General features: G+C 73.1%; 21 protein-coding genes and 1 pseudogene. 13 read left to right on the forward strand and 9 right to left on the reverse strand.

Features of this window, described 5'->3' with window-relative positions:
* Window positions 1-214 precede the first annotated feature (214 nt).
* The 9 genes from OG627_RS32925 to OG627_RS32965 all read left to right on the forward strand — a co-directional run bounded on the left by OG627_RS32925 (window position 215) and on the right by OG627_RS32965 (window position 9517).
* Window positions 215-916: a TetR/AcrR family transcriptional regulator gene (locus OG627_RS32925; RefSeq protein WP_329071422.1), complete on the forward strand. Its 702-nt coding sequence runs from the start codon at window positions 215-217 to the stop codon at window positions 914-916.
* A gap of 4 nt (window positions 917-920) precedes the next feature.
* Window positions 921-1169, forward strand: a complete 249-nt coding sequence (locus OG627_RS32930) for a hypothetical protein (protein ID WP_329071424.1) — start codon at window positions 921-923, stop codon at window positions 1167-1169.
* 47 nt (window positions 1170-1216) lie between these two features.
* Window positions 1217-2398, forward strand: a complete 1182-nt coding sequence (locus tag OG627_RS32935) for a methyltransferase (RefSeq protein WP_329071426.1) — start codon at window positions 1217-1219, stop codon at window positions 2396-2398.
* A 90-nt stretch (window positions 2399-2488) separates the two neighbouring features.
* The gene (locus OG627_RS32940) at window positions 2489-2887 is read left to right on the forward strand and encodes a TOBE domain-containing protein (protein WP_329071429.1); all 399 of its coding nucleotides are present in this window, start codon (window positions 2489-2491) and stop codon (window positions 2885-2887) included.
* 92 nt (window positions 2888-2979) lie between these two features.
* The gene (gene modA / locus OG627_RS32945) at window positions 2980-3804 is read left to right on the forward strand and encodes a molybdate ABC transporter substrate-binding protein (protein ID WP_329071430.1); all 825 of its coding nucleotides are present in this window, start codon (window positions 2980-2982) and stop codon (window positions 3802-3804) included.
* A gap of 108 nt (window positions 3805-3912) precedes the next feature.
* Window positions 3913-5916, forward strand: coding sequence for an ABC transporter permease (locus OG627_RS32950; protein WP_329071432.1), 2004 nt, complete (start codon window positions 3913-3915; stop codon window positions 5914-5916).
* Between the two features lie 108 nt (window positions 5917-6024).
* A complete protein-coding gene (locus tag OG627_RS32955; RefSeq protein WP_329073158.1) occupies window positions 6025-7971 on the forward strand; it encodes an NAD-binding protein in 1947 nt (648 codons plus the stop codon).
* A 72-nt stretch (window positions 7972-8043) separates the two neighbouring features.
* A complete protein-coding gene (locus OG627_RS32960) occupies window positions 8044-8244 on the forward strand; it encodes a hypothetical protein (RefSeq protein WP_329071434.1) in 201 nt (66 codons plus the stop codon).
* Between the two features lie 229 nt (window positions 8245-8473).
* Window positions 8474-9517 (forward strand): phosphatidylinositol-specific phospholipase C domain-containing protein, encoded by a 1044-nt coding sequence (locus tag OG627_RS32965; RefSeq protein ID WP_329071436.1) that lies wholly within the window; start codon window positions 8474-8476, stop codon window positions 9515-9517.
* 106 nt (window positions 9518-9623) lie between these two features.
* Here OG627_RS32965 and OG627_RS32970 read toward each other — a convergent pair whose 3' ends face one another.
* The 3 genes and pseudogenes from OG627_RS32970 to OG627_RS32980 form a co-directional block, all read right to left on the reverse strand.
* Window positions 9624-11183, reverse strand: a complete 1560-nt coding sequence (locus tag OG627_RS32970) for an ATP-dependent DNA ligase (RefSeq protein ID WP_329071438.1) — start codon at window positions 11181-11183, stop codon at window positions 9624-9626.
* 93 nt (window positions 11184-11276) lie between these two features.
* Window positions 11277-12305: a pectinesterase family protein gene (locus OG627_RS32975; protein ID WP_329073160.1), complete on the reverse strand. Its 1029-nt coding sequence runs from the start codon at window positions 12303-12305 to the stop codon at window positions 11277-11279.
* A pseudogene (locus OG627_RS32980) lies at window positions 12297-13589 on the reverse strand (pectate lyase family protein); the annotation flags it as partial. The gene OG627_RS32975 and the pseudogene OG627_RS32980, both read right to left, overlap by 9 nt.
* A gap of 364 nt (window positions 13590-13953) precedes the next feature.
* Between OG627_RS32980 and OG627_RS32985 the strand changes: the two are divergent.
* From OG627_RS32985 to OG627_RS32995, 3 genes are all read left to right on the forward strand, one after another.
* Window positions 13954-16299 carry a serine/threonine-protein kinase gene (locus OG627_RS32985; RefSeq protein WP_329071440.1) on the forward strand — a complete coding sequence of 782 codons (2346 nt, stop codon included), beginning with the start codon at window positions 13954-13956 and terminating at the stop codon, window positions 16297-16299.
* A 116-nt stretch (window positions 16300-16415) separates the two neighbouring features.
* Window positions 16416-17009: a TetR/AcrR family transcriptional regulator gene (locus OG627_RS32990; RefSeq protein ID WP_329071442.1), complete on the forward strand. Its 594-nt coding sequence runs from the start codon at window positions 16416-16418 to the stop codon at window positions 17007-17009.
* A gap of 82 nt (window positions 17010-17091) precedes the next feature.
* Window positions 17092-17781 carry a type 1 glutamine amidotransferase domain-containing protein gene (locus OG627_RS32995; protein WP_329071444.1) on the forward strand — a complete coding sequence of 230 codons (690 nt, stop codon included), beginning with the start codon at window positions 17092-17094 and terminating at the stop codon, window positions 17779-17781.
* Window positions 17782-17843: 62 nt separating this feature from the next.
* Here OG627_RS32995 and OG627_RS33000 read toward each other — a convergent pair whose 3' ends face one another.
* The 6 genes from OG627_RS33000 to OG627_RS33025 form a co-directional block, all read right to left on the reverse strand.
* Window positions 17844-18653, reverse strand: coding sequence for an ABC transporter ATP-binding protein (locus OG627_RS33000; RefSeq protein WP_329071447.1), 810 nt, complete (start codon window positions 18651-18653; stop codon window positions 17844-17846).
* Complete coding sequence (locus OG627_RS33005) at window positions 18650-19618, reverse strand: FecCD family ABC transporter permease (protein WP_329073162.1); 969 nt, start codon at window positions 19616-19618, stop codon at window positions 18650-18652. The genes OG627_RS33000 and OG627_RS33005 overlap by 4 nt, the downstream gene beginning before the upstream one ends.
* 56 nt (window positions 19619-19674) lie before the next feature.
* Entirely contained in the window at window positions 19675-20709 is a 1035-nt protein-coding gene (locus OG627_RS33010) for an ABC transporter substrate-binding protein (RefSeq protein WP_329071450.1), read from the reverse strand.
* A 190-nt stretch (window positions 20710-20899) separates the two neighbouring features.
* Window positions 20900-21493 carry a sigma-70 family RNA polymerase sigma factor gene (locus OG627_RS33015; RefSeq protein WP_329071452.1) on the reverse strand — a complete coding sequence of 198 codons (594 nt, stop codon included), beginning with the start codon at window positions 21491-21493 and terminating at the stop codon, window positions 20900-20902.
* A gap of 136 nt (window positions 21494-21629) precedes the next feature.
* Entirely contained in the window at window positions 21630-22295 is a 666-nt protein-coding gene (locus OG627_RS33020; protein ID WP_329071454.1) for a hypothetical protein, read from the reverse strand.
* A gap of 211 nt (window positions 22296-22506) precedes the next feature.
* Window positions 22507-22878 (reverse strand): copper chaperone PCu(A)C, encoded by a 372-nt coding sequence (locus tag OG627_RS33025; protein ID WP_329073164.1) that lies wholly within the window; start codon window positions 22876-22878, stop codon window positions 22507-22509.
* A 266-nt stretch (window positions 22879-23144) separates the two neighbouring features.
* Here OG627_RS33025 and OG627_RS33030 point away from each other — a divergent pair, with 266 nt between their 5' ends.
* Window positions 23145-24701 (forward strand): phytoene desaturase family protein, encoded by a 1557-nt coding sequence (locus OG627_RS33030; RefSeq protein ID WP_329071456.1) that lies wholly within the window; start codon window positions 23145-23147, stop codon window positions 24699-24701.
* Window positions 24702-24721: the final 20 nt, after the last annotated feature.

The raw sequence follows: 24721 nt of genomic DNA on the forward strand, positions 1-24721 counted from the left end.
AGCTGGTCAGCTCAGCATCCCGCCCCGGGGACGGGGCAGCCCGGCGTGACGTCCGTTCGAGTGAGCCCGCACAACGAGCCCCTATTCATGTGTTCGTATGATCACCACCGCATTCGGGGAACGGGGCGTGTCGTCCGGCCCTGCGTGGCATGCTCGACAAGCGCTCCCACCGGGGACGAAACCCGGTGCGCGCAGGCCGATTGGGGGAGGTCGAATGAATCGTGGCCGGAACTCCGCGGACGCGTCCGCGGCCCACGAGGACGCTCCCCACGCCGGACCGGAGTGCCGGGCGCTGCGCCGTGGGCGGCTGCTCGCGACCGCGACCGAACTGTTCACCACACGCGGCTACCCGGCCACGTCCGTCGAGCGGATCTGCGGCACCGCCGACCTCCCCGTCCGCGCGTTCTACGAGGAGTTCGAGAGCCGGGAGTCGCTGCTGATCGCGCTGCACAACGGTGTGGCCCGCGCCGGGATGGAGGCCGCGCTGACGGTCCTGAGCGATCCCCGGCTGGAGGCCGCCGAGGCCCGCGTGAGGATCACCGGGATGGGCCGCGCCTACGTCGAGGCCGTCACCGACGGGGCCGCGGCCACCCGGATAGCGTTCGTCGAGGTCATCGGGGCCGGGCGGGCGGTGGAGGAGCAACGGCTGCTCTGGCGCGGACTGTGGAGCGACTTCCTCACCGCCGAGGCGGAGCGCGCCGTCGCGCGCGGCGAGGCCCCGGCGCGCGACTACTCCCTCGCCATGGTCGCGCTCACCGGCGCGGGCAACGAACTGGTGGCGCACTGGACCCGGCACAGCGCCTCCTTCTCCCGGGAGCTGCTGGCCGACGAACTGATCCACCACGCTCTGGCCACCCTCGGCATCCCCGCGGGCGACGGATCCGCGGCCGGTACCCGCGCGGACGAAGGGAATTGACGCCATGACCACACTCTGGCACCAGGTCCTGCGGACCATGTCCCAGCCCGGGGCCTCCCCGGACGACGATCTCCTGGCGCGCGCCGCGGCGGACATCGCGCTGCGCGACCATCCGCATCCCCCCGCCGACGCCGAGACCGTCCTGGAGATCGCGCGCGCCGAATTCGCCGCCGTCCTCACGGCCGGCCAGGCGCAGGCGGCGCTGGACCACGCCCGGGGGGCGGCCGGGCCCGAGGCCGGACCGCCCCACTGACGCGCGCGGCGTGACCTGTCCGTACGGGCGGTTAGCCTGTGAGCACGATGAACCGTTTGACGACACCCTGGGGCGACTTCGGCCTCACCCGATTCCCCGACCATCCCCGCGAGACGCTGCGCGCGTGGGACGCCGCCGACGACTACCTGCTGCGTCACCTCGCCGGGACCGACACCGCCGAACCCACGGACCTGTCGGGCACGGTGGCCGTCGTGGGGGACCGGTGGGGCGCGCTCACCACGGCGCTGGCCGCCCGGCGGCTCGAAGGGCCCGCCACCGGCCGGCTGGTCCAGATCACCGACTCCTGTCTGACCCAGCGGGCGACCCGCGCCAACCTCGCACGCGCGGGCGTCGCCGAGGACACCGTACGGCTGCTCTCCGCCCGCGACACCCCGCCAGAGCGGATCGACGTCCTGCTGGTCCGGGTCCCCAAGAGCCTGGCGCTGCTGGAGGACCAGCTGCACCGGCTGTCCCCGGCCGTCCACGCCGGGACCGTCGTGATGGCCACCGGACGGGTCACCGAGATCCACACCTCCACCCTGAAGCTGTTCGAGCAGATCCTCGGCCCGACCACGACGTCCCTCGCGGTCAGAAAGGCGCGACTGATCTTCTGCGCGCCCGCGCCGGGCCGGGCGCGCACCCCCGGACCCTGGCCGCTCCGCTACGCACTGCCCGACGGGATCGGCTCCATGTCCGGCCGTACCGTCGTCAACCACGCGGGGATCTTCTGCGCGGAACGGCTCGACATCGGCACCCGCTTCCTGCTGCGCCACCTGCCGGAGCGCCGGGGCTCCGAGCACGTCGTCGACCTCGGCTGCGGCAACGGCGTGGTCGGCACCGCCATGGCGCTGGACAACCCGGCGGCCCGGGTGACCTTCATCGACGAGTCGTTCTCCGCGGTCGCCTCGGCCGAGGCGACCTTCCGCGAGAACACCGGCCCGGACGCGGCGGCCGAGTTCGTCCTCGGCGACAGCCTCACGGACGTGCCGGCGGAATCCGTCGACCTCGTGCTGAACAATCCGCCGTTCCACACCCACCAGGCGACGACCGACGCGACCGCCTGGCGCATGTTCACCGGCTCCCGCGCGGCGCTGCGCCCCGGCGGGGAGCTGTGGGTCGTCGGCAACCGCCACCTCGGGTACCACGTCAAGCTGCGGCGCCTCTTCGGCAACTGCGAGACCGTCACCAGCGATCCGAAGTTCGTCATCCTGCGGGCCGTCAAGCGCTGAACGGGGCCGGACCCCGGCTCCGTCGCAGCTGCCGGGGGACGAGCGGGTGAGGATTGTAAATGCGAGGCCATCCGGCCTATCTTGTCGCACATGCAGTCCTACACGATCGGTCAGGCCGCCCGGCTCCTCGGGGTGAGTCCGGACACCGCGCGCCGCTGGGCCGACGCCGGACGCGTCGAGACCCATCGGGACGAGAGCGGGCGCCGGCTCATCGACGGCCGGGCGCTCGCGGCCTTCTCCGTCGAGGTCGCGCAGACCGGAGGTACGGGCGAGGACGACGTCTCGTACACCTCGGCACGCAACGCGTTCCCCGGCATCGTGACCGCCGTCAAGCTCGGTGATGTCGCGGCCCAGGTGGAGATCCAGGCGGGACCGCACCGGATGGTCTCGCTGCTCACCCGGGAGGCCGTGGAGGAACTGGGCCTGGAGGTCGGCATGCGGGCCACCGCCCGGGTGAAGTCCACCAATGTGCACATCGACCTGACGTGACCGCGCGGCATCGCCGGTCCTTCGGCGCCGTCGTCCCCCCATCATCCGCTCACGGGTCCCTCCGGGCCCGTACCGCCAAGGAGTCCGCCGCCATGCCTTCCGCTCCTGCCCTCGGCCCCACCCGTCGCCGCGCCGCCGCCACGCTGCTCACCGCCGCCCTGCTGATACCGCTGGCCGCCTGTGGCGGGAACGACGACGGCGAGAAGGACTCCGGCGCCAAAACCGGCGCGTCCGCGAGCGGGGACGTTCCCGCGGCCAAGCTGACCGTGCTGGCCGCCGCGTCGCTGACCGATGTGTTCAAGACGGCGGGCGCCGCGTACGAGAAGGAGCACCCGGGCACGAAGCTGGCGTTCTCCTTCGCCGGTTCGCAGGAACTGGCCGCCCAGGTCAAGCAGGGCGCCCCGGCCGACGCGCTGGTCACCGCCGACACCAAGACCATGGACGGGCTGAAGTCCGACACCGGCACCCCGAAGGTCATCGCCAAGAACCGGCTGGTGATCGCCACAGGTGAGGGCAACCCGCAGAAGATCGAGAGCCTCAAGGACCTCGCCGACACCAAGGTGAAGGTGGTCCTGGCCGCCTCCGAGGTGCCCGTCGGCCGCTACAGCGCGCAGGTGCTGGACGCCCAGAACATCAAGGTGAAGCCGGTCTCCCAGGAGCCGAGCGTGCGCGCCGTGCTCAGCAAGGTCGAACTGGGCGAGGCGGACGCCGGCATCGTCTACAAGACCGACGCCGCCACCGCGACCGACAAGGTCGACGCCATCGAGATCCCGGACGCGCAGAACGCCATCGCCGACTATCCGGCCGCCACCCTCAAGACGTCCAAGAACAGCGAGGCCGCCGCCGCGTTCGTCACCTGGCTCAGCGGAGCCGAGGCGCAGAAGATCCTCCGGGCCGCCGGATTCCAGCAGCCGTAGGGCCTGTCCGCGAAGTCCGCGCGCAGGGGCCGTCCGCCGATCCGGCCGGACGGCCCCTCCCCGCCCCCGCCCCCGTGCCCGCCGCGCCGCCCGAGCCCAGGAATCCCGATGAGACGCCTCCGTACCCGTACCGGCAGGCCCGGTGTCCCCGTCGCCCTGGCGGTGCCCGCGCTGCTCGCGATCGCGTTCCTGCTGCTGCCCCTGCTCGGCATCCTCGCCCGCACCTCCTGGGCCGACCTCGGTACGCATCTGACCAGCCCGGAGGTCGTCCAGGCGCTGAAGCTGTCGCTCCTCGTCTCGTTCTGGGCGCTCGGACTCTCGCTGGTGCTCGGGGTGCCGCTGGCCTGGCTGCTGGCCCGGGTCCCGTTCCCCGGTAAGTCGCTCGTCCGCACCCTCGTCCTGCTGCCCATGGTGCTGCCGCCCACCGTGGGCGGCGTCGCGCTGCTGCTCGGCTTCGGCCGCCGGGGGCTGCTGGGCCCCTGGCTGGAGGACACCTTCGGGATCACCCTGCCGTTCCACACCTCGGGCGCCGTGATCGCCGCGACCTTCGTCGCGATGCCCTTCCTGATCATCAGCCTCGAAGGCGCCCTGGCCGGACTGCGGCCCGCCTACGAGGAGACCGCCGCCTCGCTGGGCGCCTCGCCCTTCCGGGTGTTCCGCACCGTCACCCTGCCCATGGTCGCCCCCGGTCTCGCCGCCGGCGCCGCGCTGACCTGGGCGCGGGCACTCGGCGAGTTCGGGGCCACCATCACCTTCGCCGGGAACCTCCCCGGCACCACCCAGACCCTGCCGCTCCAGGTCTATCTGCTGCTCCAGGACTCACCGGAGGCCGCGACCTCCGTCTCGCTGCTGCTCCTCGCGATCGCCATGGCCGTGCTGATCGCCCTGCGCGGACGCTGGACCGGCGGAACGGCGGACCGCCGGGCGGACCGGGGCCCCGTAGCCGAGGACACCGACCCGGACGCGGGCGCCGGGACCGCCGACCCCGCGAAGCCGGCCGGGTCCACGCGGAAGCCCGCCGGGTCCGCGGAGCCCACCGGGCCGCCCGTGCCCACCGGGCCGCCGGAGCCCGTCGAGCGCTGGCCCCTGCACGCCGAGGTCACCGGCTTCAACCGGCTCACCCTGGAGGCCGAACCCGGTACCACCATCGCCGTCGTCGGCCCCAACGGCGCCGGGAAGACCACCCTGCTGCGCGCCCTCCTCGGCCTGACTCCGCGCGCCCACGCCGCGCTGCGCCTCGGCGGCCTCGACGTCACCTCCCTGCCGCCGCACCGCCGCCGCGTCGCCTGGGTCCCGCAGAACGGGGCCCTCTTCCCCCATCTGACCGCCCTTGCCAACACGGCGTACGGGCTGCGCGCCCACGGCGTCCCGCGCGCCGAGGCCCGCCGCGCCGCGCAGGAGTGGCTCGACCGGCTCGGCGTCGGCCATCTCGCCCACCGCAGACCGCACCAGGTCTCGGGCGGCCAGGCGCAGCGCGTCGCCCTGGCCCGCGCGCTCGCCGCCCGGCCCCGGCTGCTGCTCCTGGACGAACCCCTCGCCGCCCTCGACCAGACCACCCGCGCCCACGTACGGCACACCCTGCGCGCCCACCTCGACCGCTTCGGCGGGGTCTGCCTGATCGTCACCCACGATCCGGTCGAGGCCGTCTCGCTGGCCGACCGGGTCCTCGTACTCGACGACGGACAGGTCGTCCAGGACGCCCCGCCCGCCGACGTGACCCGTAACCCGCGCTCCCCGTGGGTGGCGCGCATGCTGGGCCGCAACGCCTGGCCCGGCACCTTCGGACCCGGCGGCCTCGGCCTCGCCGGGGGCGGCCGGCTGATCGTCGCCGAGCCCCTGGCCGAGGGCACGGCCGCGCTGGCGGTCATCGCCCCCGAGGCCGTGTCCGTACACCGGGAGCGGCCCGGCGGCAGCCCCCGCAACGTCTGGCCCGGAACGGTACGGGAGATCACCGCCCTGGGCAGCAGGCTGCGCGTCCTGATCGCCTCGGACGAGGCCCCCGACCTCGTCGCCGAGATCACCCCCGAGGCCGCCGCCGAACTCCGGCTGGCCGACGGCGTGTCCGTCTGGACCGGCGTCAAGGCCACCGAGGTCACCGTCGTCGCCCTCTGACTCCCGGGCAACACGGTCCGACGCGTGCCCGAAGGCGCTCCCGTCAGCAACAAGGTTGTCGTGTCCACACTTCCTCACCAGGTACAACACGGCCTGCCCTCGGGCCACATGGTCGTCTGCGGCGACGACACCCTCGCCCACCGGCTCGCGGACGAGCTGTGCGACGTCTACGGCGAGCGGGTCGTGCTGGTCGTGCCGCCCGTACGCGCCTCCCGGCTCCCGCCCACCCCGGTCGCCGGACTGGGCAGGGCCACGGCCTTCTTCGGACGGATGTCGGCGGCCATGGCCCGCACGGCGGCCACGCTCCCTGAAGCCGACCCGCAGGACCCCGGGAGACGGACCGGACCGCTCCTCCTGGAGTCCGCCGAACTCGACGAGGGCGTCCTCGTCGAAGCCGGCGTGGCGGACGCCGCCGCGCTCGCCCTCGTCCATGACGACGACGAGACCAACATCAGGGCCGCGCTCGCGGCCCGCCGGCTCAACCCCCAACTCCGCCTGGTCATCCGGCTCTACAACCGCAAGCTCGGTCAGCACCTGGAAGCCCTCCTCGACCAGGCGGCGGCCGTCGCCGTACCCGGTCTGGACACCGCCGCCCTCGACGCCACCACCACCGTCCTCTCGGACGCCGACACGGCGGCCCCCGCGCTGGCCGCCACCGCCGTCGCCGGCACCAGCAAGGTGATCAGGGCCGACGGCCTGCTGCTGCGCGCCGTGGAACGCAACCCGCCCGGCCCCGGCGAGGTGGCCGATCCCGGGCTCTGCACCCTCGCACTGCTCTCCTCCACCACCAACGACCCCGCGGGCGAAGAGGGTTCGGACAGCAGCGGGCAGGACGGCCCGGCGCTGCTGCCCGACGACGCGAGCGCCGCCGCCGCCACCGGGCGCGGCACGGTCGTCCTGGAGGCCGTGTCGCACGCGGGCCCCGATCTGTCGCCGCGCTCGCTCTCCGGCCGGGGCGCGCCGCTCGCCTCGCTGTTCTCGCGGCGGCTGCGCTGGTCCATCGCCGGCGTCCTCGCCGCCGTGCTCGCGCTCGCCGTCACCTCCTGGCTGGTCACCGACGACCGCTTGCTGGCCGCGACCTACCACACGCTGCTCGATCTCTTCGCGATCGGGGACCCCGCCGTCGGCGAGACCGCCGACCGGCAGATCCTGCAACTCCTCTCCATGGTCACCGGACTGCTGCTGCTCCCGGTCGTGCTGGCCGCCGTCCTGGAGGCGCTGGGAACCTTCCGTACGGCCTCCTCGCTGCGCCGGCCGCCGCGCGGGCTCTCCGGCCACGTCGTCCTGCTCGGACTGGGCAAGATCGGCACCCGGGTGCTGGTACGGCTGCGCGAACTCGAAATCCCCGTGGTCTGCGTGGAGGAGGACCCCGAGGCGCGCGGCATCGCGCTGGCCCGCGGCCTGCGCGTCCCCGTCGTCCTGGGCGATGTCACCCAGGAAGGCGTGCTGGAGGCGGCCAAGATCCAGCGGGCACACGCCCTGCTCGCCCTCACCAGCGCCGACACGACCAACCTGGAGGCCGCGCTGTACGCCCGCTCCGTCGCGCCCGGGCTGCGGGTGGCGCTGCGGCTGTACGACGACGACTTCGCGACCGCCGTCTACCGCACCCTGCGCGCCGCCCACCCCGGGGCGCTCACCCGCAGCCGCAGCGTCTCCACCCTCGCCGCCCCGGCCTTCGCGATCGCCATGATGGGCCGCCAGATCCTCGGCGCCATTCCGGTCGAGCGCCGGGTGCTGCTGGTCGCCGCCATCGACGTGGCGGGCCATCCGCGCCTGGAGGGCCGTACGGTCGGCGAGGTGTTCCGGCCGGGCGCCTGGCGGATCATCGCGATGGACTCCGCCGCCCCCGGGGACCGGCTGGCCGATCTGTCGGACGCCCGCCCCGACGCCGAGGGACCGCGGCCTCCCGGGCTCGTCTGGGACCTGGACCCCGGCTATGTGCTGCACGCGCGGGACCGGGTCGTGGTCGCGGCCACCCGCCGGGGCCTGGCCGAGCTGCTCGGCCGGCAGTCCGGCGCCACGCCCCGGCGGACGCCGGGCTCCGCCGCGCCGTGACCCCGGCACCTGGGATGCGGCCGGGGCGGGCGGGCACGAGAATGGCGACCACCGGACGAACGAGGAGGCGGCATGGACGCGGAGCCCGCTGCGCAGCCGGATCACGAGGGCGTGACCCCCGACCGGCTGCTGCACACCGGAGCCTGTGAAGAGGTGACGCCCGAGGATCTGGTGCTGGCCTCCGGCCGGGACCTCACCCCCGAGACCCTCGAATGGGCCCGGCGCAGACTGGCCGAGCGGGGCCGCGCGGCCATCGAGGAGCAGCTGCCCTGACGCCCGCACGACCCGTACGCCCCTGACGACCCGCACCACCCCGCGTGCCCCGCCGCTGCCGAGCGGCGGGGCACGCCGCGCGTGGTGTGCCGAAGCCCGGTCCGGCCGCCGCCCCTCCGGCCCGCTGATCGAATCCGTAAGCCCATGTCCTCCCGCTCGTCACCGAACTCGCCTACTCTGCCTCCTGGTTGACATGCCCCACACATGCGCAACAGGAGGAACACGGGATATGGCAAAGCTTCTTCGCGCCGCGCTGGCGGCCGGCGCGGTCACCGCGCTCGCCCTCACGGCCACTCCGGCGAACGCCGCCGACCCCGGCGGGCTGCCGTTCCCGGCGGCCACCGGGGTCGGCGTCCACAACTCGTACGAGAAGGCCACCTTCCCGTACTTCGCCGATGCCCTGGACTCCGGTGCGGGAATGCTCGAAATCGACGTCTGGACCAATGTCTTCGGCGCGTCCTGGCGGGTCTCGCACTCCAACCCGGTCGGCAACGACAACAACTGCGCGAACGCCACCAACACCGCGCAGCTGCGCACCAACGCCAAGAACCGGGACCTGGCCGGCTGCCTCTCCGACATCAAGGTCTGGCACGACGCCAACCCGGGCCACCGGCCCATCGTCCTCAAGCTGGAGATGAAGGACGGCTTCCTGGGCACGTCGGGCCGCGGCCCCGCCGCCCTCGACGCGCTGCTGGGGAGCAAGCTCGGCGACGCGCTCTACCGCCCCGCCGACCTGGTGGGCGGCCACAGCGACCTCGACACGGCGGTCCGGGCGGGCGCCTGGCCCACCCGCTCCCAGCTCGCCGGCAAGTTCATCGTCGAACTCATCCCCGGCACGGTGGAGGAGTCCAATCCGCTCGACACCCTGTGGACCGACCGTGAGTACGCGATGTACCTGCGCGACCTCAAGGCGGCCGGCCGGCTGGGCGAGGCCGCGGCCTTCCCGGCCGTCCACAACGCCGCCGCCGGCGACCCCCGCACCCGGTACACGGACGCGGGGATCAGACCGTGGTTCGTCTTCTTCGACGGTGACGCCTCCGCCTACGCCGCCGCCGGGTTCGACACCTCCTGGTACGCCCAGCGCAACTACTACCTGCTGATGACCGACGCGCACAACGTCGCGCCCGCCATCGACGGCACCAACCCCACCGAGCAGCAGGCCCGTGACCGGCTGGACCTGCTGGCCGGGAGGAACGCGAGTCTGATCTCGGCGGACTGGCGGGCGCTGACGACCGTGCTCGCCACGGTCGTGCCGCGCGGCGCCGCCGGGTAACGCGCCCCCGCGACGGCGGCCGGAGGGCTCCCGGGGCGGGTCCACCCACCGCCCCGGGAGCCGTGCCGTCCGCCGCGGGACCGCCTGGGGCGGCCCCGCGGGTTCCTCAGCCTCCGTCCTCGGCCCCGCCGCCCTCCGCGCCCCTGCCATGCGCCGCCAGCACGGTGTCCACCGTGTCCGCGTCCGCCGCCCGCTTGTCCACCCGGTAGCGCAGCACCCGCGCGAAGCGCAGGGTCACCCCCGCCGGGTAGCGGGAGGAGCGCTGGAGACCGTCGTAGGCGACCTCGACGACCAGCTCGGGCCGTACGGTCACGGTGAACCCGTCGTCCCGTACCGCCAGCTCCCGCAGCCGCTCCGTCTGCCAGGCCAGCGTCGCGTCCGTCAGCCCCTTGAAGGTCTTGCCGAGCATCACGAACGAACCGTCCTCCCGCCGCGCGCCGAGATGCAGGTTCGAGAGCCTGCCGGTGCGCCGGCCGTGCCCCCACTCGGCCGCCAGCACCACCAGATCCAGGGTGTGCACCGGCTTGACCTTCAGCCACCCCGCGCCGCGCCGGCCCGCGCTGTACGGGGCGTCGAGCGCCTTGACGACCACCCCCTCGTGGCCCCGGTCCAGCGTGTCCCGCAGGAACGCCTCGGCGGCCGGGGCGCCCTCGTCCGTGACCACGATCCGGCGGACCCGCATCGACTCGGGCACCAGCTCAGCCAGCGCCGTGTGCCGGTCCGCGCAGGGCAGGTCGAGCAGATCCTCACCGTCGGCCGCGAGCACGTCGAAGAAGACCGGTGACAGCGGCACCGCCCGCGCCGCCGACTCCACGTCGCCGCGCGAACCGACCCGGCCCGCGACCTCCTGGAAGGGGCGCGGCCTGCCCTCCGGGTCCAGCGCGATGACCTCGCCGTCCAGCACGAAGCGGTCGCCGTTCAGCGCCAGCGCCACCGCCGTCACCTCGGGCAGCCGCTCGGTGATGTCGTCGAGCGTGCGGGTGAAGATCCGCACCGCCGCGCCCTCCCGGTGCACCTGCACCCGGATACCGTCGAGCTTCTCCTCGACGGCGCACCCCCCGAGCCGCCCGATCGCGTCCGAAACCCCCGTGGCGCTCTGCGCGAGCATGGGCAGCACGGGGCGGCCCACGGTGAGCAGGAACTCCTCCAGCACGTGCGGACCCTCGGCCAGCAGCCGCTCGGCCACCGGCCGCAGCGACCCCGCCAGCATCACCGCCCGCCGTACCGCGTCGGGCCTGGCCCCCGACGTCTCGGCGAGCGCCTCGACGGCCACGGCGTCCAGCGCGCCCTGCCGGATCTCGCCCGAGATCAGCCCCACGAGGAACCGCTGCTCCTCCTCGGTCGCCGCCGCCAGCAGCTCCTGGACCAGCCGGCGGCGCTCACCCTGGGCGCCCGGCCCGGCGACCGCGGCGAGCGCGGTGAAGGTCTCGTCCACCCGGTGCACGGTCAGCGTCGCCCGGCCGGCCGGCGGGGGCGGGTCCTTCAGCGCGTTCCAGCCGACCCCGATCCGGCCCTGGGGCAGCCGTCCGGCCAGGTACGGGATGACGACGGGCACGTCGTCGGGGCCCGCGGTCCGGAAGACTCCGGCCAGCAGGGAGATCTTCCGGGACCGCGCGGACGTCCCGGCGACTTCCCCCGATACATGGGCGAGCGGTGCCAACAGCATGGTTCCATCGTCCAACGCCGGACCCCGCCGCGCGCGCCGGGCCGACCGGACGGCCGAGGGGCCCGGCGACGCCGGCCCCCCCGTACGCCGGTGTCAGCCCACCGGGTTCCAGCCGTCGGTACCGGACAGATACGCGGCGGCGGTGTACTCGCCCGCCTGGGCGGCCGTGAGCTGCGGACGGTTGGCGTTGACGGTCGCGCCGGGCCCGGTGTTCGCGTACTCGTGGAACCGCGCCGACTTCCACGGGAAGGTGCCGAAGTCGGTCCACGGAGCGGCGACCCGTACCGCCGCGGGCAGCGCGGTGTCACGGATCACCAGCTGGCCGACGGCGTCGGCGGTGGGGTGCCAGGGACGGCCGAGGGAGAACGTGTTGGCCGCCGCCGGGCTGGAGATGGTGGAGCCGGTGATGAGGATCCCGTACTTCTTGGCGGAGTTGGTGTTCGGAGCGGCGAGGTAGCCGTTGTTGCCGCCCGCCGCCGCGCCCCGGTCGCGCAGCGTGATGTTGACCCGGTCGTAGACGGCGGTGGCGTCGCCGAAGATGAAGTCGACGTCACCGCTGATGAAGGAGTTGCGGAAGTACTGGCGGTACTGGCCGGTCGCGGACGGCGACCAGTTGAGGACCGTGTCCTGATGGCCGATGAACCGGTCGTTGCGGAAGATCTGGCGGTCGCCCTGCGCGGTGACCGCCACCGCCTGGGTGTCGGTGATGTCCGGGTGCTCGGAGCGCAGCCAGGTGTTCTGGACGGTGACCCCGGTGACGGTGAGGCTGTTGGCCGCGAAGGTGGCGGTGGCGCTGCCCCGGGTGCCGTACGTGGTGCCGTCGGGCTTCCTGGTGCCCGCCGCGTTGTCGTACGTGATCACGATGTCCTCGGCGTTTCCGGTGTCGCCCTTGATCGTCAGCCCCGTCCTGCTCGTCGGGACGTTGATGACCTCCCGGTACGTGCCCTTGGCGATCGAGACCGTGTCACCGGCGGCGGAGGCGTCGATCGCGGCCTGCACGGTGCGGTACTGGGCGGAGCCGTCGGCGGCGACGGTGCGGGTGGTGGCCGCGACCGCCTTCGCGGCGGGGGCGGGGACACCGGCGGCGACAGCCGTGCTCGTCGTACCGGCGGCGGTCAGCACCCCCGCGCCCGTGGTGGCGGCCAGCGTGGCCGGCAGGTCCTTGGCCGAGGACTCCAGTCCGGCGGTGAGCGTGGGGGCCCAGTTCACGCTGGTCTTCAGCTGCTTGGACGAGTCGGCCACGGCGTTGTAGGCGGCGGCCAGGTCCGTCACCGTACCGTCGACCATGTTGCCGGTGCCCGCGACGGCGCCGGTGCCGTCGCCGCTCAGCAGCTGGGAGATCTTGCGGTCGCTGGACAGCTTCCAGTAGTTCTTCTCGGCCACCACCTGCGCTCCGGCACGGGAGTTGATGGTGTAGCTGTGCGCGTAGCCGTTGGCCTTGGTGGTGTCGTAGTAGTTGTTGTAGATGTGCACCTGGCCGATCCGGGTCAGCGGGGCGCGCTGGGTGATGCCGGTGTAGACGTTGTGGTGGATGGAGATACGCAGCGCGCTCGCGTTGTCCGTGTCGCTGGAGCCGATCAGCGTCGTCTTGTCGTGGTTGGTGAAGCGGTTGCGCTCCACGGTGACCAGGTCCGAGCCCTTGGTGATGTCCAGCAGGCCGTCGTGCACCTGGAACTTGCGGTCGAAATAGGTCTTCGACGCGCTGTCGAGCGTCGGACCGTCGCCGAACGTGTTGTGGTCCACCCAGACGTGGGTGGCGCCGCGCAGCGTGAGCGCGTCGTACTCGGAGTTCCAGTTGCCCGTGGACCCGTCGGTCGGGTCCCACTGCGGGAAGCAGTCCTCGGGGCTGTTGAACGTCAGATCGCGCACGATGACGTTGTCGACGTTCTTGAGGACCAGCGCGCCGCCGAGGATCTTGGCGTTCGACCCGGGGACCCCCACGATCGTCGTGTTCGAGGGGACGTTGATCTGGACGTTCTTCGCCTGCTTGGCCGCGGCGGCGACCCGGGCGGTCTCCTGGGTGCCCGAGGGCACCTTCGTCCGGCCCCAGGTGGCGGGGTCGTACGCCGTCAGATACGCGGAGAGGGAGTACCCCGTGCCCGAGGCGTAGTCGGCGCAGCCCAGGGCCGCGCCCGTGCCGTCGGTGTTGGCGTCGATCGTGCCCTTCACCTGGATGATCCTGGGGGTGGTGTCGGTCGCCGAACCGAGCGCCGCCACCAGCTGGGCCCGGGTGGTGACCGTCACGACCTGCGTGGCCGCCGCGCCTCCGGTCGTACCGGTGCCACTGGCGGCCCAGCCGTCCTTGGCGGGCAGGGTCTGGTGCGCCAGGTCGGCCGCGGCGCTCGCGCCCGTCGCCAGCGGGATCGCGCCCAGCCCGGCGGCCACCACGGCGGCGGCGGAGAACAGGGCCGTACGGCGGGCGAACCGCGACCGGCGGTGCCCGGCGGGAGCGGGGGGCCGCGGGCCGCGCGGCCGCGGTGCGGCCCGCGGATCCGGCGGACTCTGCGGATTCAGCCGGTTCTGTGGGTTCTGTCGCGAGAAGAGTGGATTGGGCACCTGGCAACGTCCTTCATCAGGGGGGAACTTCACCCCTCAGTGGGCGCCGTCGCACAGAAGGTTGCCGTCCGATCAACCGGCGTCACCGCCACGCCCTCGGCGGTGCGCATTCCGCCCGACACTCCTCCCGCCCCGTACACACCCCACGGGCTGGCGGCCATACTGGAAGGTCAGGGGAGGGCGCGGCGAGGGTTACGGGGGGCGACAGCACGCGATGGCGGAAAGCAGGCTGATCCAGGGCCGTTACCGGCTGCTCGATCTCATCGGGCGCGGCGGCATGGGCGAGGTGTGGCGGGCGCGCGACGAGTCGCTCGGGCGGCAGGTCGCGGTCAAGTGCCTGAAGCCGCTGGGGCCGCAGCAGGACCGCTCCTTCACCCGCATCATGCGGGAGCGGTTCCGGCGCGAGGCCCGGGTCGCTGCGGCCCTCCAGCACCGGGGCGTCACCGTCGTCCACGACTTCGGCGAGTACGAGGGGGTCCTCTATCTCGTCATGGAGCTGCTCGAAGGGCGCAACCTCAGCCAGCTGCTGGAGGACCGGGCCAGGGACGCGGACCACGACCCTGCGGCGGACCCGGACGGCACCGGCGGGCGGTCGGCGGAGACGGCCGAGGGGCGGCGGCAGCGCCCGCTGTCCGTGCCCGAGGTCGTCGACATCGCCGAGCAGGTCACCGACGCCCTCGCCTACACCCATGAACAGGGCATCGTCCACCGGGACCTCAAGCCCGCCAACATCATGCGGCTCACCGACGGCACGGTGAAGATCTGCGACTTCGGCATCGCGCGCCTGGGCCACGACATCGGATTCACCTCCCGGCTCACCGGCACGGGCGTCGCCATGGGCACCCCGCACTACATGTCGCCCGAACAGATCTCCGGCGGCCAGGTCGACCACCGCAGCGACCTCTACTCGCTGGGGTGCGTGCTGTACGAGATCGCCACCGGAGCGCCCCCGTTCGACCTGCCCGACACCTGGTCGGTCCTGGTCGGACACCGCGACACGACCCCCGAGCCGCCGAGCGCGCTCCGCGCGGAACTGCCCGGCTCCTTCGACCGGATCGTCCTCGGCCTGCTCGCCAAGACCCCCGAGGGGCGCCCCGCCGACGCGGCAGACCTGCGGCGCGCGATGGCCGAGGCGCGTACCGAGGCCGGACCGGCCGGCCGGCTCGCGCTCCCCGGCCCCCACGCGCGGCCCGCCCTGGCGGCGGGACCCGCGCCGTACCTCCGGGGCGGCGCCGACCCCCTGCCGCTGCCCGACTGGACCCGGTCCATGACCACCGGCCACAAGGCGATCGGCGTGTCGGAGCTGCGGTCCTCTCCGCCCGATCACACATCGGGCCTGACCGGCGAGTGGACCCGGCCCGCCGACCCGCGCGCCACCATCGCCACCCCCGCGAGCACCGCGCGCCCGACCCCGCAGCCGGAGCAGCTCGCCGCCCTCACCGCCCGGCACAACGCCGGTCTCAGCCTCGGCCGGCTCGGCCGCTGGGAGGAGGCGGGCGAGGTGCACCGCGCGGTCGCCGCCGAGCGCGCGCACACCCTCGGCCCCGACCATCCCGACACCCTCGGCAGCCGGTACGAGGTCGGGTTCACGCTCAGCAGGACCGGCCGGACGGCGGACGCCCTGCGCGAGTTCTCCACGGTCGCCGAGGGCCGCGCGCGCACGCTCGGCGCCGACCATCCGGACACGCTCGCCGCCCGGCAGGAGACGGCGTACGCGCTCGGGCAGCTCGGCCGGCACTTCGAGGCCCACGAGGTCTTCGCCGCCGTGCTCGCCGCCCGCGAGCGCACCATGGGCCCCGACCACCCCGACACCCTGCGCTGCCGCCACAACCTGGCCTACAACCTCAGCAGGCTGGGCCGCCTGGCGGACGCCCACCGCCTCGCCCACGAGGTCGCCGTCGCGCGCTCCCGGGTGCTCGGGCCCGTCCACCCCGACACGCTGGTCAGCCAGTACGAGGTGGCCTACGCGCTCGGACAGCTGGGCCGCTGGCCGGAGGCGCTCTCGGTCTACCGCGAGGTCGCGGCGGGCCGCTCCCAGGCCCTCGGCGCCGACCATCCCGACACCCTCGCCGCCCGCTACGAGGTCGGCATCAGCCTGGGGCGGCTCGACCGCAGCGCGGAGGCGCTGGAGCTGTACCGCGGCCTGGTGGAGGACCGGAGCAGGGCCCATGGACCGCTGCACCCGGAGACCCTGCGGGCGCGCCACGGACTCGGCGTCAACCTGGGGCGGCTGGCCCGCTGGGAGGAGGCGCTGGCCGAGGCGCGCGACGTGTGCGCCGTACGGGAACGGGTGCTCGGCCCCGGCCATCCCGACACGCTCGTCAGCCACCGCGAGATCGCCGTCGGTCTCGGCTGGCTCGGCCGCTGGACGGAGGCCCTGACCGTCTACCGCGAGGTCGCCGACGCCCGCGCCCGCGTCCTCGGCCCGACCCACGCCGAGGCGCTGGCGAGCCGCGACGACGAGGCGCACTGCCTGGAGCAGCTGGGCAGGACGGCCGAGGCGGCGGCGCTCTACCGCCAGGTGGCGGCGTTGCGCCGGGGGCCCGGCCGCAGCCGCTGAGGCAGGCCGGGGCGGCTGCCCTTTTCGCAGCGGCCGGAAGACCTTTTCGCAGCGGCCGGTCGACCGGTTTCGAGGCGACTAGACGACCGGTCTATTCGTTCGCTAGGGTGAGTGCCATGCCGGTCGCCGCACGCAGTACAGACACCCGTCGCCACATCCTCGACACCGCCCAGCGGATCATGGCCCACAAGGGTTACTCCGCGGTCGGCATCAATGAGGTGCTCGCGGCGGCCGGCGTGCCGAAGGGGTCCTTCTACCACTACTTCACCTCGAAGGACGCCTTCGGCGAAGCGATGCTGAAGAGCTACTTCGAGGAGTACGTCGCCGATATGGACCGCGTCCTCGCGCGGTCCGGCCGGTCGGCCGCCGAGCGGCTGATGGCCTACTGGCAGCAGTGGCGGGAGACGCAGAGCGTCGATGAGTGCCAGGGCAAGTGCCTCGCCGTGAAGCTCGGCGCCGAGGTCGCCGATCTGTCGGAGCCGATGCGGCTGGTCCTGAAGGAGGGCACGGACGCGATAGTCGACCGCATCGAGCGGACGATCGCCGGTGGCGTCGAGGACGCATCGCTGTCGGTCGACGGCGACCCGCGCGGCGCGGCGCAGGCGCTCTACGGCATGTGGCTCGGCGCGAGCGTCATGGCCAAGATCCATCGCAGTCCCGCACCGCTCGACACCACCATGGCGGTGACCCGCCAGTTCCTGCATCTGTAGGAGTCCGCAGTTTCACCCCCGGCCGGAAGCGTGGGCATTCCTTTACCCATCGCTAGACGACCGGTCTACTCATAGGAGCGTCATGAAGGTTCTCATCGTTCTCACCTCGCACGACGAGCTCGGCGACACCGGCCGCAAGACCGGGTTCTGGCTGGAGGAGCTGGCGGCGCCGTACTACCGCTTCAAGGAGGCGGGCTGGGAGATCGTGCTCGCCTCTCCCCAGGGCGGTCGGCCGCCGCTGGACCCGAAGAGCAACGAGCCCGGCTTCCAGACCGAGCAGACCCGGCGCTTCGAGTCCGACGCGGAGGCGACCGCGGCGCTGGCGGACACCGTGCGGCTGGACTCGGTCGCGGCCGCCGACTTCGACACGGTCTTCTACCCCGGCGGCCACGGCCCGCTGTGGGATCTGGCCGAGGACGCCGATTCCGCGCGCCTGATCGAGACGACCCTGCGCTCGGGCAAGCCGCTCGCACTGGTCTGCCACGCCCCCGGCGTCCTGCGCCACACGGTCGACGAGGACGGCACACCGCTGGTCAGGGGCCGGAAGGTCACCGGGTTCACCAACTCCGAGGAGGCGGCGGTCGAGCTGACCGAGATCGTCCCCTTCCTCGTCGAGGACGAGCTGAAGAGCCTGGGCGGCAGCTACTCCAAGACCGGTGACTGGGAGCCCTACGTCGTGCGGGACGGTCTGCTGATCACCGGGCAGAACCCGGCCTCCTCGGGCCCGGCGGCCGTCGCCCTCATCGAGCTGGCCGGGAAGGCCGGCGCGTGAGCGCGTACGCCGCCACGCCCCGGTAGGGCGTGACGGATGCGGCCGGGGCGGGCCGGGCGGGCTCAGCGATCGGCGGCCCCGGCCGCCCTGTCGAGGTCGAAGTCGAGGGGCTGGGCCGCGTAGGTGATGCGTACGACGCCGTCGGCGTGCCGGTCCGTACGGGCCCGCACGCCGAAGACCTCGCGCAGGGTGCCGGGGGTGAGGACGTCCAGGACCGGACCCGCCGTCACGACGGTGCCCTCGTGCAGGACCACGAGGTGGTCGCAGAGCCTGGCGGCCAGGTCGAGGTCGTGCAGGACGGCGAGGGTGGTGGTGCCGGTGGCGCGGATCAGGTCCAGCAGCTCGAAGCGGGCGCGGATGTCGAGGTGGTTGGTGAGTTCGTCCAGGACCAGGAGCCGGGGGCGCTGCGCGAGTGCGCGGGCGAGCAGGACGCGCTGGCGTTCGCCGCCCGACAGCGAGGCGTAGTCCCGTTCGGCCAGCGGGCGCACACCGCAGCGGTCGATCGCGTCGGCGACGGCCGCGCGGTCGTCGACGCCGTCGCGGCCGAGGAGGCCGTGGTGCGGCATGCGGCCCAGAGCGACGATCTCGGCGGCCGACAGCCCGGTCGTGTTGCCGGTGGAGTCCTGGAGGACGGCGGCGGTACGGCGGGCGGCGGCGCGGGCGGACAGGGCCCACACATCGTCGTCGCCGACGCGGACCGCGCCGCCCGCCGGGCGCAGCGAGCGGTAGACGGCGCGCAACAGGGTTGATTTTCCGCTGCCGTTGGGGCCGACGAGCCCGACGATGTCGCCCTTGCCGGCCGCCAGGCTCACGCCGTGCAGGATCGGCGTGCGGTCCAGGATGATGTGGAGCTGGTCCACGGTCAGTTTCATGCGGTGTCCAGGCCCTTGTTGCGGCGCAGCAGCCAGATGAAGAACGGCGCGCCGAGGAGGGCGGTGAGGATGCCCAGCGGCAGTTCGTTGGGACGGTTGAGCGTGCGGGAGAGCAGGTCGACGACGACGAGGTAGACCGCTCCCAACAGCGCGGTCAGCGGCAGGAGTTTACGGTGGTCGGCGCCGATGGTGAGGCGGACGAGGTGGGGGATCATCAGGCCGACGAATCCGATGCCGCCGGCGACGGCGATCGTCGTTCCGGTGAGGAGCGAGGAGAGCACCAGCAGTACGGCACGGAGTCGGTTGACGTCCACACCGAGCGCGGTGGCGGATTCGTCGCCTGCCAGCAGGACGTTGAGCCGCCGGCCGAACAGGGCCAGCAGGACGGTCGTGGTGATGACCACCGCGCTGACGATGGGGAGTTGGCTCCACTGGGCCCCGGCGACACTGCCCAGCATCCAGAACATGACCGTGCGCAGTTCGGTGGGCGTGGCCCGCAGTTGCAGGAAGCTCGTCGCGGAGAGGAAGACATATCCGACGGCGACCCCGGCCAGGACCAGCCGGGTGGGCGCCATCCGTCCGCGCCGTCGGCCGAGGGCGAAGACCAGCACCCCGGCCGCCAGGGCGCCCACGAAGGCCGCCGCCGACACTCCGAGGCCGCCGAGCGAGGCGCCCGAGGCCAGGACGATGACCACGACGGCACCGAGCGAGGCACCGGAGGAGAAGCCCAGGACGGTGGGGTCCGCCAGCGGATTGGACACCACGGCCTGTAGCACCGCACCGGAGACCGCCAGCCCCGCGCCGACCAGAGCGGCCAGCACCACACGGGGAGCCCGGAAGCTCCACACGATCTGGTCCAGGGCCGGATCACCGGTCGCCCCGCCGCCGCCCACGTGGTGCAGGATGATCCGCCACACGTCGTGCAGCGGGACGGTGACGGCGCCGATGCTGACGGCCACCATCATGGTGACGATCAGCACGGCGAGCAGTCCGAGCGCGGCGAGCGGCAGTCCCAGCCGCCTCAGAACGCGTCGGGGTGCAGCATCCTGGCAGTCCGGTCGACGGCCAGGTCGTTGCTGGGGCCCAGGTACATCGAGTCGGACAGCACCGTGTACGTGTTGTTCTTGGCGGCCGGCCACTGGGGGAACTCCTTGAGCAGTTGCTTGGCGTACGCCGTCGGGTCGTCCGCGTTGTAGCTGATGACGACGAGGGCGTCGACGTCGGTGGCGGCGACCTTCTCCTTGCTCAGATCGGCGAAGGTGGTCTCGGCGGCCGATTCGAAGGCGTTGGCGCCGCCGGCCTTGGTGAGGATGTCGTTGAAGATGCCATGGGCGACGACCGAGCTGAAGTCGTTGCCGCCCATCGACATGTTGGCGAAGAGCACCATCACCTTCGGCTTCTTCTCGCCCTTCACCTTCGCTGACACCGCGGCGATCGACTTCTCGGACGCGGCGATCAGCTTCTCGGCGCGGTCGCCGACGTTGAAGATCTTGCCCATGTCGCGCAGCAGCTTGTAGCTGTCGGAGATGGTCATCCTGGAGGGGTCGTCGTCGCAGCCCTGCGGGGAGACGTAACTGTTCGCGTTCACCGTCCTGAGCTGGTCCCGGGTGGCGAAGCCGTTCTTCGCGTCGAAGCCGTAGGTCGTGACGGACAGGACGAAGTCCGGCCGCAGGCCCAGCATCGCCTCGCGGGAGATGTCGTAGGCCTCATTGGGCTTGACGCCCCCGGTGGGCAGCGCCTCGATGGCCTCGGCGCGGCCCGGAACCTCGGACATCCCGTAGGTCTGCTGGTTGGAGACGACACGGTCGCCGAGCCCCAGCGCGAGCAGTGTGGAGACCTCGGCGACGGAGGCGCCGTTCATGACGACCACTCTGCCGGGGGCCTTGGTGAAGGTCTCGGTCCGCCCGCAGTTCTCGATGGTCACCGGGTAGCCGGACTCCGCCGCGGGCCCGGATGCCTTGCTGCTCACCGTCTCCGTCGAGGATTCGGCACATGCCGTCGTGACCAGACACAGTGCTGCGGTCAGGACCACGGCGACGGGCCGTTTCTTCGGCATACGGACTCCTTGGTGCGAGGTGAAGGGATTGCACTCCAGTAGTCGGGGCACGCCGCGGCCGAGTTCCAGGCGGGGGCCGACTACTTCGCGGCGGCGGACCGGTGGGGTCGGCGGCCGGCCGGGGCGGGCAGCGGCGGACCCGCTGGGTGTCGGTGTCACACACCTCCGGCGGACACCGACACCCCTCAATTCATGCGGCCGGCGCGTCCGCCTCGACGAGCAGGCCGAGGAGTGTGCTCCGGGCGCGGGCCACGCGGGAGCGGACCGTACCGATGGGGCAGCCGACGATCTCGGCCGCCTCCCCGTAGGTCAGCCCCAGCATCTGAGTGAGCACGAAAGCCTCACGACGGTCGTCCGGCAGCGTCTCCAGCAGATCGAGGAGCGCGATGCCGTCGTCGAAGCCGGGCATGTCGCACGGCTGGGCGCGCTCGACCGCCGACTGCCAGTCCGGGGCGTCGCCGGTGCGCGGCCGGGCGGCGGCGTACCGGAAGCTGTCGATCACCGCGCGGCGCGCGATGGACAGCAGCCAGGTCCTGGCCGAGGAGCGTCCCTCGAACCGGTGCAGGCTGCCGAGCGCTCGCAGGAACGTCTCCTGGGTGAGGTCGTCGGCGGCCTGGGGATCGGCGGACAGGTGCGCGACGTAGCGCAGCACGTCCCGGTGCAGGGCGCGGACGAAGTGGTCGACGGCCACCGGGTCGCCACCACGGGCGGCCAGTGCCCAGGCAGTGGTCGACTCCTCGGCCGACATCATGTCGTCGCACGGGACGGTCAGGGCAGAACTCATCACAAAGTGTCCTTCTCGGGTCATCCGTGATCCGGACCCGCGCGAGAGCGCCGTGGTCCGGTAAGAGGTACGGCCGTACGTGGAGGTACGACCGATGCCCGAAGCGCGCGCGGGCACTTCGGGAGAACGGCTGCCGTCAGACGGCAGCGGTCCCCTCCGGTGGTCCCCGGGAAGTGATCGCGTGAACGAGAACGAGCAGTCGCGGTGCCCGGTCCGGGAAGCCGCGGCGCACCCGGACGCGCGGACGGTGCGGCGGGGCGGGCAGGGCGAGCAGCAGCCGCACCGGCGCGGTCAGCCGCCATGCCAGGGCCCGCAGGACACGGAAAGCGGCGCGCTCGCCGTACGCGAGCCACACCCCGCACAACAGCGCTGCCAGCAGGTGGGCGACGAACATCCCGGACGACGACATACCGCCGTCCATCCCGTGCCCCTCATGAGCCAGGTGCCCGGCGCCCATCCGCGCCATGTCCGCGGAGTCCATGTCCATGGATCCCGCGCCGTGCCCCGTCGCGCCGTGCCCCGTCGAGCCGGGGGCCGACTGCCCGACGGCCGACTGCGCCAGTGAGAACGAGGAGTGGAGCGCGCCCTGGACGACGACCACCACGGACACGATCAGTGGCAGCCCCCGCTCGCGGCCGGCGAGGCACCAGCCCGCGCCGCCCGTCGCCAGGGCCGCGGCGGTCATCGCCCACCAGGGCACCGGGGAGCCGGACATGACCACATGGCCCAGGGCGGCGAGCAGCACACAGACGGCCGCGAACATCGCGGCCCGCACCGTGCGCAGACACCACCCAGCGGTCATCACGGGCCTCATCCTCGCATCAGGAACCGGAGCCTCATGGTGAGTTACGAGCGGATACCCGGCCCGCTGCTCAACGCGGGGCCGGTGAGCTGGAACACGCCGTGCGCCGGGAACCGTACCGAGGTCCGAGCCGACTACGTGGAACCCGGTAAGTGGCGAGCGGGACCGTGCCCCGCCCCCGGTCCGGCCCCGGCCCGGCCCGGCAGCGGTGTCAGTCGATGCCGGGCCGGACCACGACCGCCAGGCTCTTCCGGGAGCCGCTGTGGCGGAAGTGCAGGACGAAGGGGACCGAGTCACCCGGCCGCCAGTGTGTTTTCGTCTTCGTCTTCACCATGACGTTCAGGCCGTACGGGGACATGGCCAGTGTTCCGCCTCCCGGGACGGTCGCCGAGCCGACCATGGTCATGGAGGCGGCTCCCTGTCCGTTGCTCCGGTCGGTGCTGAGCATGGCCTCCTCCATCTCCGGGGAGGTCACGGAGGTCAGTTCGTCATCGGCGTCGCCGCTGTTCGCTATCCGGAAGTAGACGGAGGTGTACCGGCCGTCGCCGTACGGCAGGAAGATACGCGCGTCGCTGATCCCGATCCGGGGCCCCGGCCCGCGGCCACACGGAGAGAGTGCGGGGGGAAGTAGGAAGGCCCGACGCGGTGTGTTCCATCAGGGCCGCGAGCACCATGCTGACACGGCGGACAGCCGCAACACGCGCCCGCGCGGCCTTCCCGCACGTGACGCTTCTCCCAGAGCCGCACGGGAACCGGAGCGGCCCGCGATCCGACGTCGGGACGGTGCGTCAGGTGCGTCATCCGCGAACAGGTCCTGGCCCCGCGACCGTCCGCGTGTTACCAAGAGCCATGCCCGCACACGCCTCGTACGACGCCGTCATCGTGGGCGGCGGCCACAACGGCCTGGTCGCCGCCGCCTACCTCGCCCGCGCCGGGCGCTCCGTCCTGGTCCTGGAGCGCCTCGGGAACACCGGCGGCGCCGCCGTCTCCAGCCGCCCCTTCGCCGGGGTGGACGCGCGCCTGTCCCGCTACTCGTATCTGGTCTCCCTGCTGCCCCCGAAGATCGTGCGCGAGCTGGAGCTGCGCTTCACCACGCGCCGGCGGACGGTGTCCTCGTACACCCCGCTGGGCGACGGCGGGCTGCTGGTGGGAGAGGGCCGGACGCGCGCCTCCTTCGCCGCGCTGACCGGCGGCGACACGGAGTACGCGGCGTGGCGGGAGTTCTACGGGATGACCGCGCGGGTGGCCGAGCGGGTCTTTCCCACCCTCACCGAGCCGCTGCCCACCCGCGAGGCGCTGCGCGCGCGCATCGACGACGACACCGCCTGGCGCACACTCTTCGAGGAGCCGATCGGCGTCGGCATCGAGGAGCGGTTCCGCCATGACCTCGTACGCGGAGTGGCGCTGACGGACGCCCTGATCGGCACCTTCGCCGACGCCCACGACCCGTCCCTCGTGCAGAACCGCTGTTTCCTCTACCACGTGATCGGCGGCGGCACCGGCGACTGGGACGTGCCGGTGGGCGGCATGGGAGCGCTCACCGACGCCCTGGCGCACTCGGCGCGGACGGCGGGCGCGGAGATCGTCACCGGGCACGAGGCCACCGGCATCGAGACCGACGGGTCCCATGCCGAAGTCACCTTCCGCACGGGGGAGTCGACCGGTACGGTGGCGGCCCGGCAGGTCCTGGTGAACGCCTCGCCCCGGGCGCTGGCCGCCCTCCTCGGCGAGGACCCGCCGCCCGCCGCCGAGGGCGCCCAGCTCAAGGTCAACATGGTGCTGCGCCGGCTGCCCGCGCTGCGCGACCGGTCGGTGGATCCCCGGGAGGCCTTCGGCGGTACGTTCCATATCGCCGAGGGATACGGCCAGTTGGCCACCGCCTACCGGGAGGCGTCCCAGGGCCGGCCGCCGAGCGTCCCGCCCTCCGAGATCTACTGCCACTCCCTGACCGACCCCTCGATCCTCGGCCCGGAACTCGCCGCCCGCGGCTACCAGACGCTCACCCTGTTCGGACTGCACACGCCCGCCCGGCTGTTCGCGGCGGACAACGATGCCGTACGGGCACGGCTGCTCGCCGCGACCCTCGCCGAGCTGGACGAGCGGCTCGCCGAACCCCTCGCGGACTGCCTCGCCGTGGACGCGGAGGGCCGGCCCTGTGTCGAGGCGAAGACCCCCCTCGACCTCGAACGCGAACTGGGGCTGCCCGGCGGCCATATCTTCCACCGGGACCTCTCCTTCCCCTACGCCGCGCCCGCCGGGGAGTCCGGCGCGGTCGGGGCGAGCGGCCGGTGGGGCGTGGAGACGGCGCACGCGAACGTCTCCCTGTGCGGCGCGGGCGCGGTACGCGGCGGCGGGGTCAGCGGGGTGCCGGGTCACAACGCGGCGATGGCGGTGCTGGGCGAGTAGCCACCGGCGCTGGGGGCGCC

This window comes from Streptomyces sp. NBC_01429 (assembly GCF_036231945.1).
Lineage (GTDB): Bacteria > Actinomycetota > Actinomycetes > Streptomycetales > Streptomycetaceae > Streptomyces.

Excerpts from the sequence above, each read along its gene's own strand:
- OG627_RS33010 (WP_329071450.1), bottom strand. The coding sequence starts at position 20,709 with ATGCCGAAGAAACGGCCCGTCGCCGTGGTCCTGACCGCAGCACTGTGT.
- OG627_RS32965 (WP_329071436.1), top strand. The coding sequence starts at position 8,474 with ATGGCAAAGCTTCTTCGCGCCGCGCTGGCGGCCGGCGCGGTCACCGCG.
- OG627_RS32955 (WP_329073158.1), top strand. The coding sequence starts at position 6,025 with ATGGTCGTCTGCGGCGACGACACCCTCGCCCACCGGCTCGCGGACGAG.
- OG627_RS32950 (WP_329071432.1), top strand. The coding sequence starts at position 3,913 with ATGAGACGCCTCCGTACCCGTACCGGCAGGCCCGGTGTCCCCGTCGCC.
- OG627_RS33020 (WP_329071454.1), bottom strand. The coding sequence starts at position 22,295 with ATGACCGCTGGGTGGTGTCTGCGCACGGTGCGGGCCGCGATGTTCGCG.
- OG627_RS32925 (WP_329071422.1), top strand. The coding sequence starts at position 215 with ATGAATCGTGGCCGGAACTCCGCGGACGCGTCCGCGGCCCACGAGGAC.
- OG627_RS32930 (WP_329071424.1), top strand. The coding sequence starts at position 921 with ATGACCACACTCTGGCACCAGGTCCTGCGGACCATGTCCCAGCCCGGG.
- OG627_RS33030 (WP_329071456.1), top strand. The coding sequence starts at position 23,145 with ATGCCCGCACACGCCTCGTACGACGCCGTCATCGTGGGCGGCGGCCAC.
- OG627_RS32970 (WP_329071438.1), bottom strand. The coding sequence starts at position 11,183 with ATGCTGTTGGCACCGCTCGCCCATGTATCGGGGGAAGTCGCCGGGACG.
- OG627_RS32960 (WP_329071434.1), top strand. The coding sequence starts at position 8,044 with ATGGACGCGGAGCCCGCTGCGCAGCCGGATCACGAGGGCGTGACCCCC.
- OG627_RS32995 (WP_329071444.1), top strand. The coding sequence starts at position 17,092 with ATGAAGGTTCTCATCGTTCTCACCTCGCACGACGAGCTCGGCGACACC.
- modA (WP_329071430.1), top strand. The coding sequence starts at position 2,980 with ATGCCTTCCGCTCCTGCCCTCGGCCCCACCCGTCGCCGCGCCGCCGCC.
- OG627_RS33005 (WP_329073162.1), bottom strand. The coding sequence starts at position 19,618 with ATGATGGTGGCCGTCAGCATCGGCGCCGTCACCGTCCCGCTGCACGAC.
- OG627_RS33015 (WP_329071452.1), bottom strand. The coding sequence starts at position 21,493 with ATGAGTTCTGCCCTGACCGTCCCGTGCGACGACATGATGTCGGCCGAG.
- OG627_RS32935 (WP_329071426.1), top strand. The coding sequence starts at position 1,217 with ATGAACCGTTTGACGACACCCTGGGGCGACTTCGGCCTCACCCGATTC.
- OG627_RS32990 (WP_329071442.1), top strand. The coding sequence starts at position 16,416 with ATGCCGGTCGCCGCACGCAGTACAGACACCCGTCGCCACATCCTCGAC.
- OG627_RS32940 (WP_329071429.1), top strand. The coding sequence starts at position 2,489 with ATGCAGTCCTACACGATCGGTCAGGCCGCCCGGCTCCTCGGGGTGAGT.
- OG627_RS33000 (WP_329071447.1), bottom strand. The coding sequence starts at position 18,653 with ATGAAACTGACCGTGGACCAGCTCCACATCATCCTGGACCGCACGCCG.
- OG627_RS32985 (WP_329071440.1), top strand. The coding sequence starts at position 13,954 with ATGGCGGAAAGCAGGCTGATCCAGGGCCGTTACCGGCTGCTCGATCTC.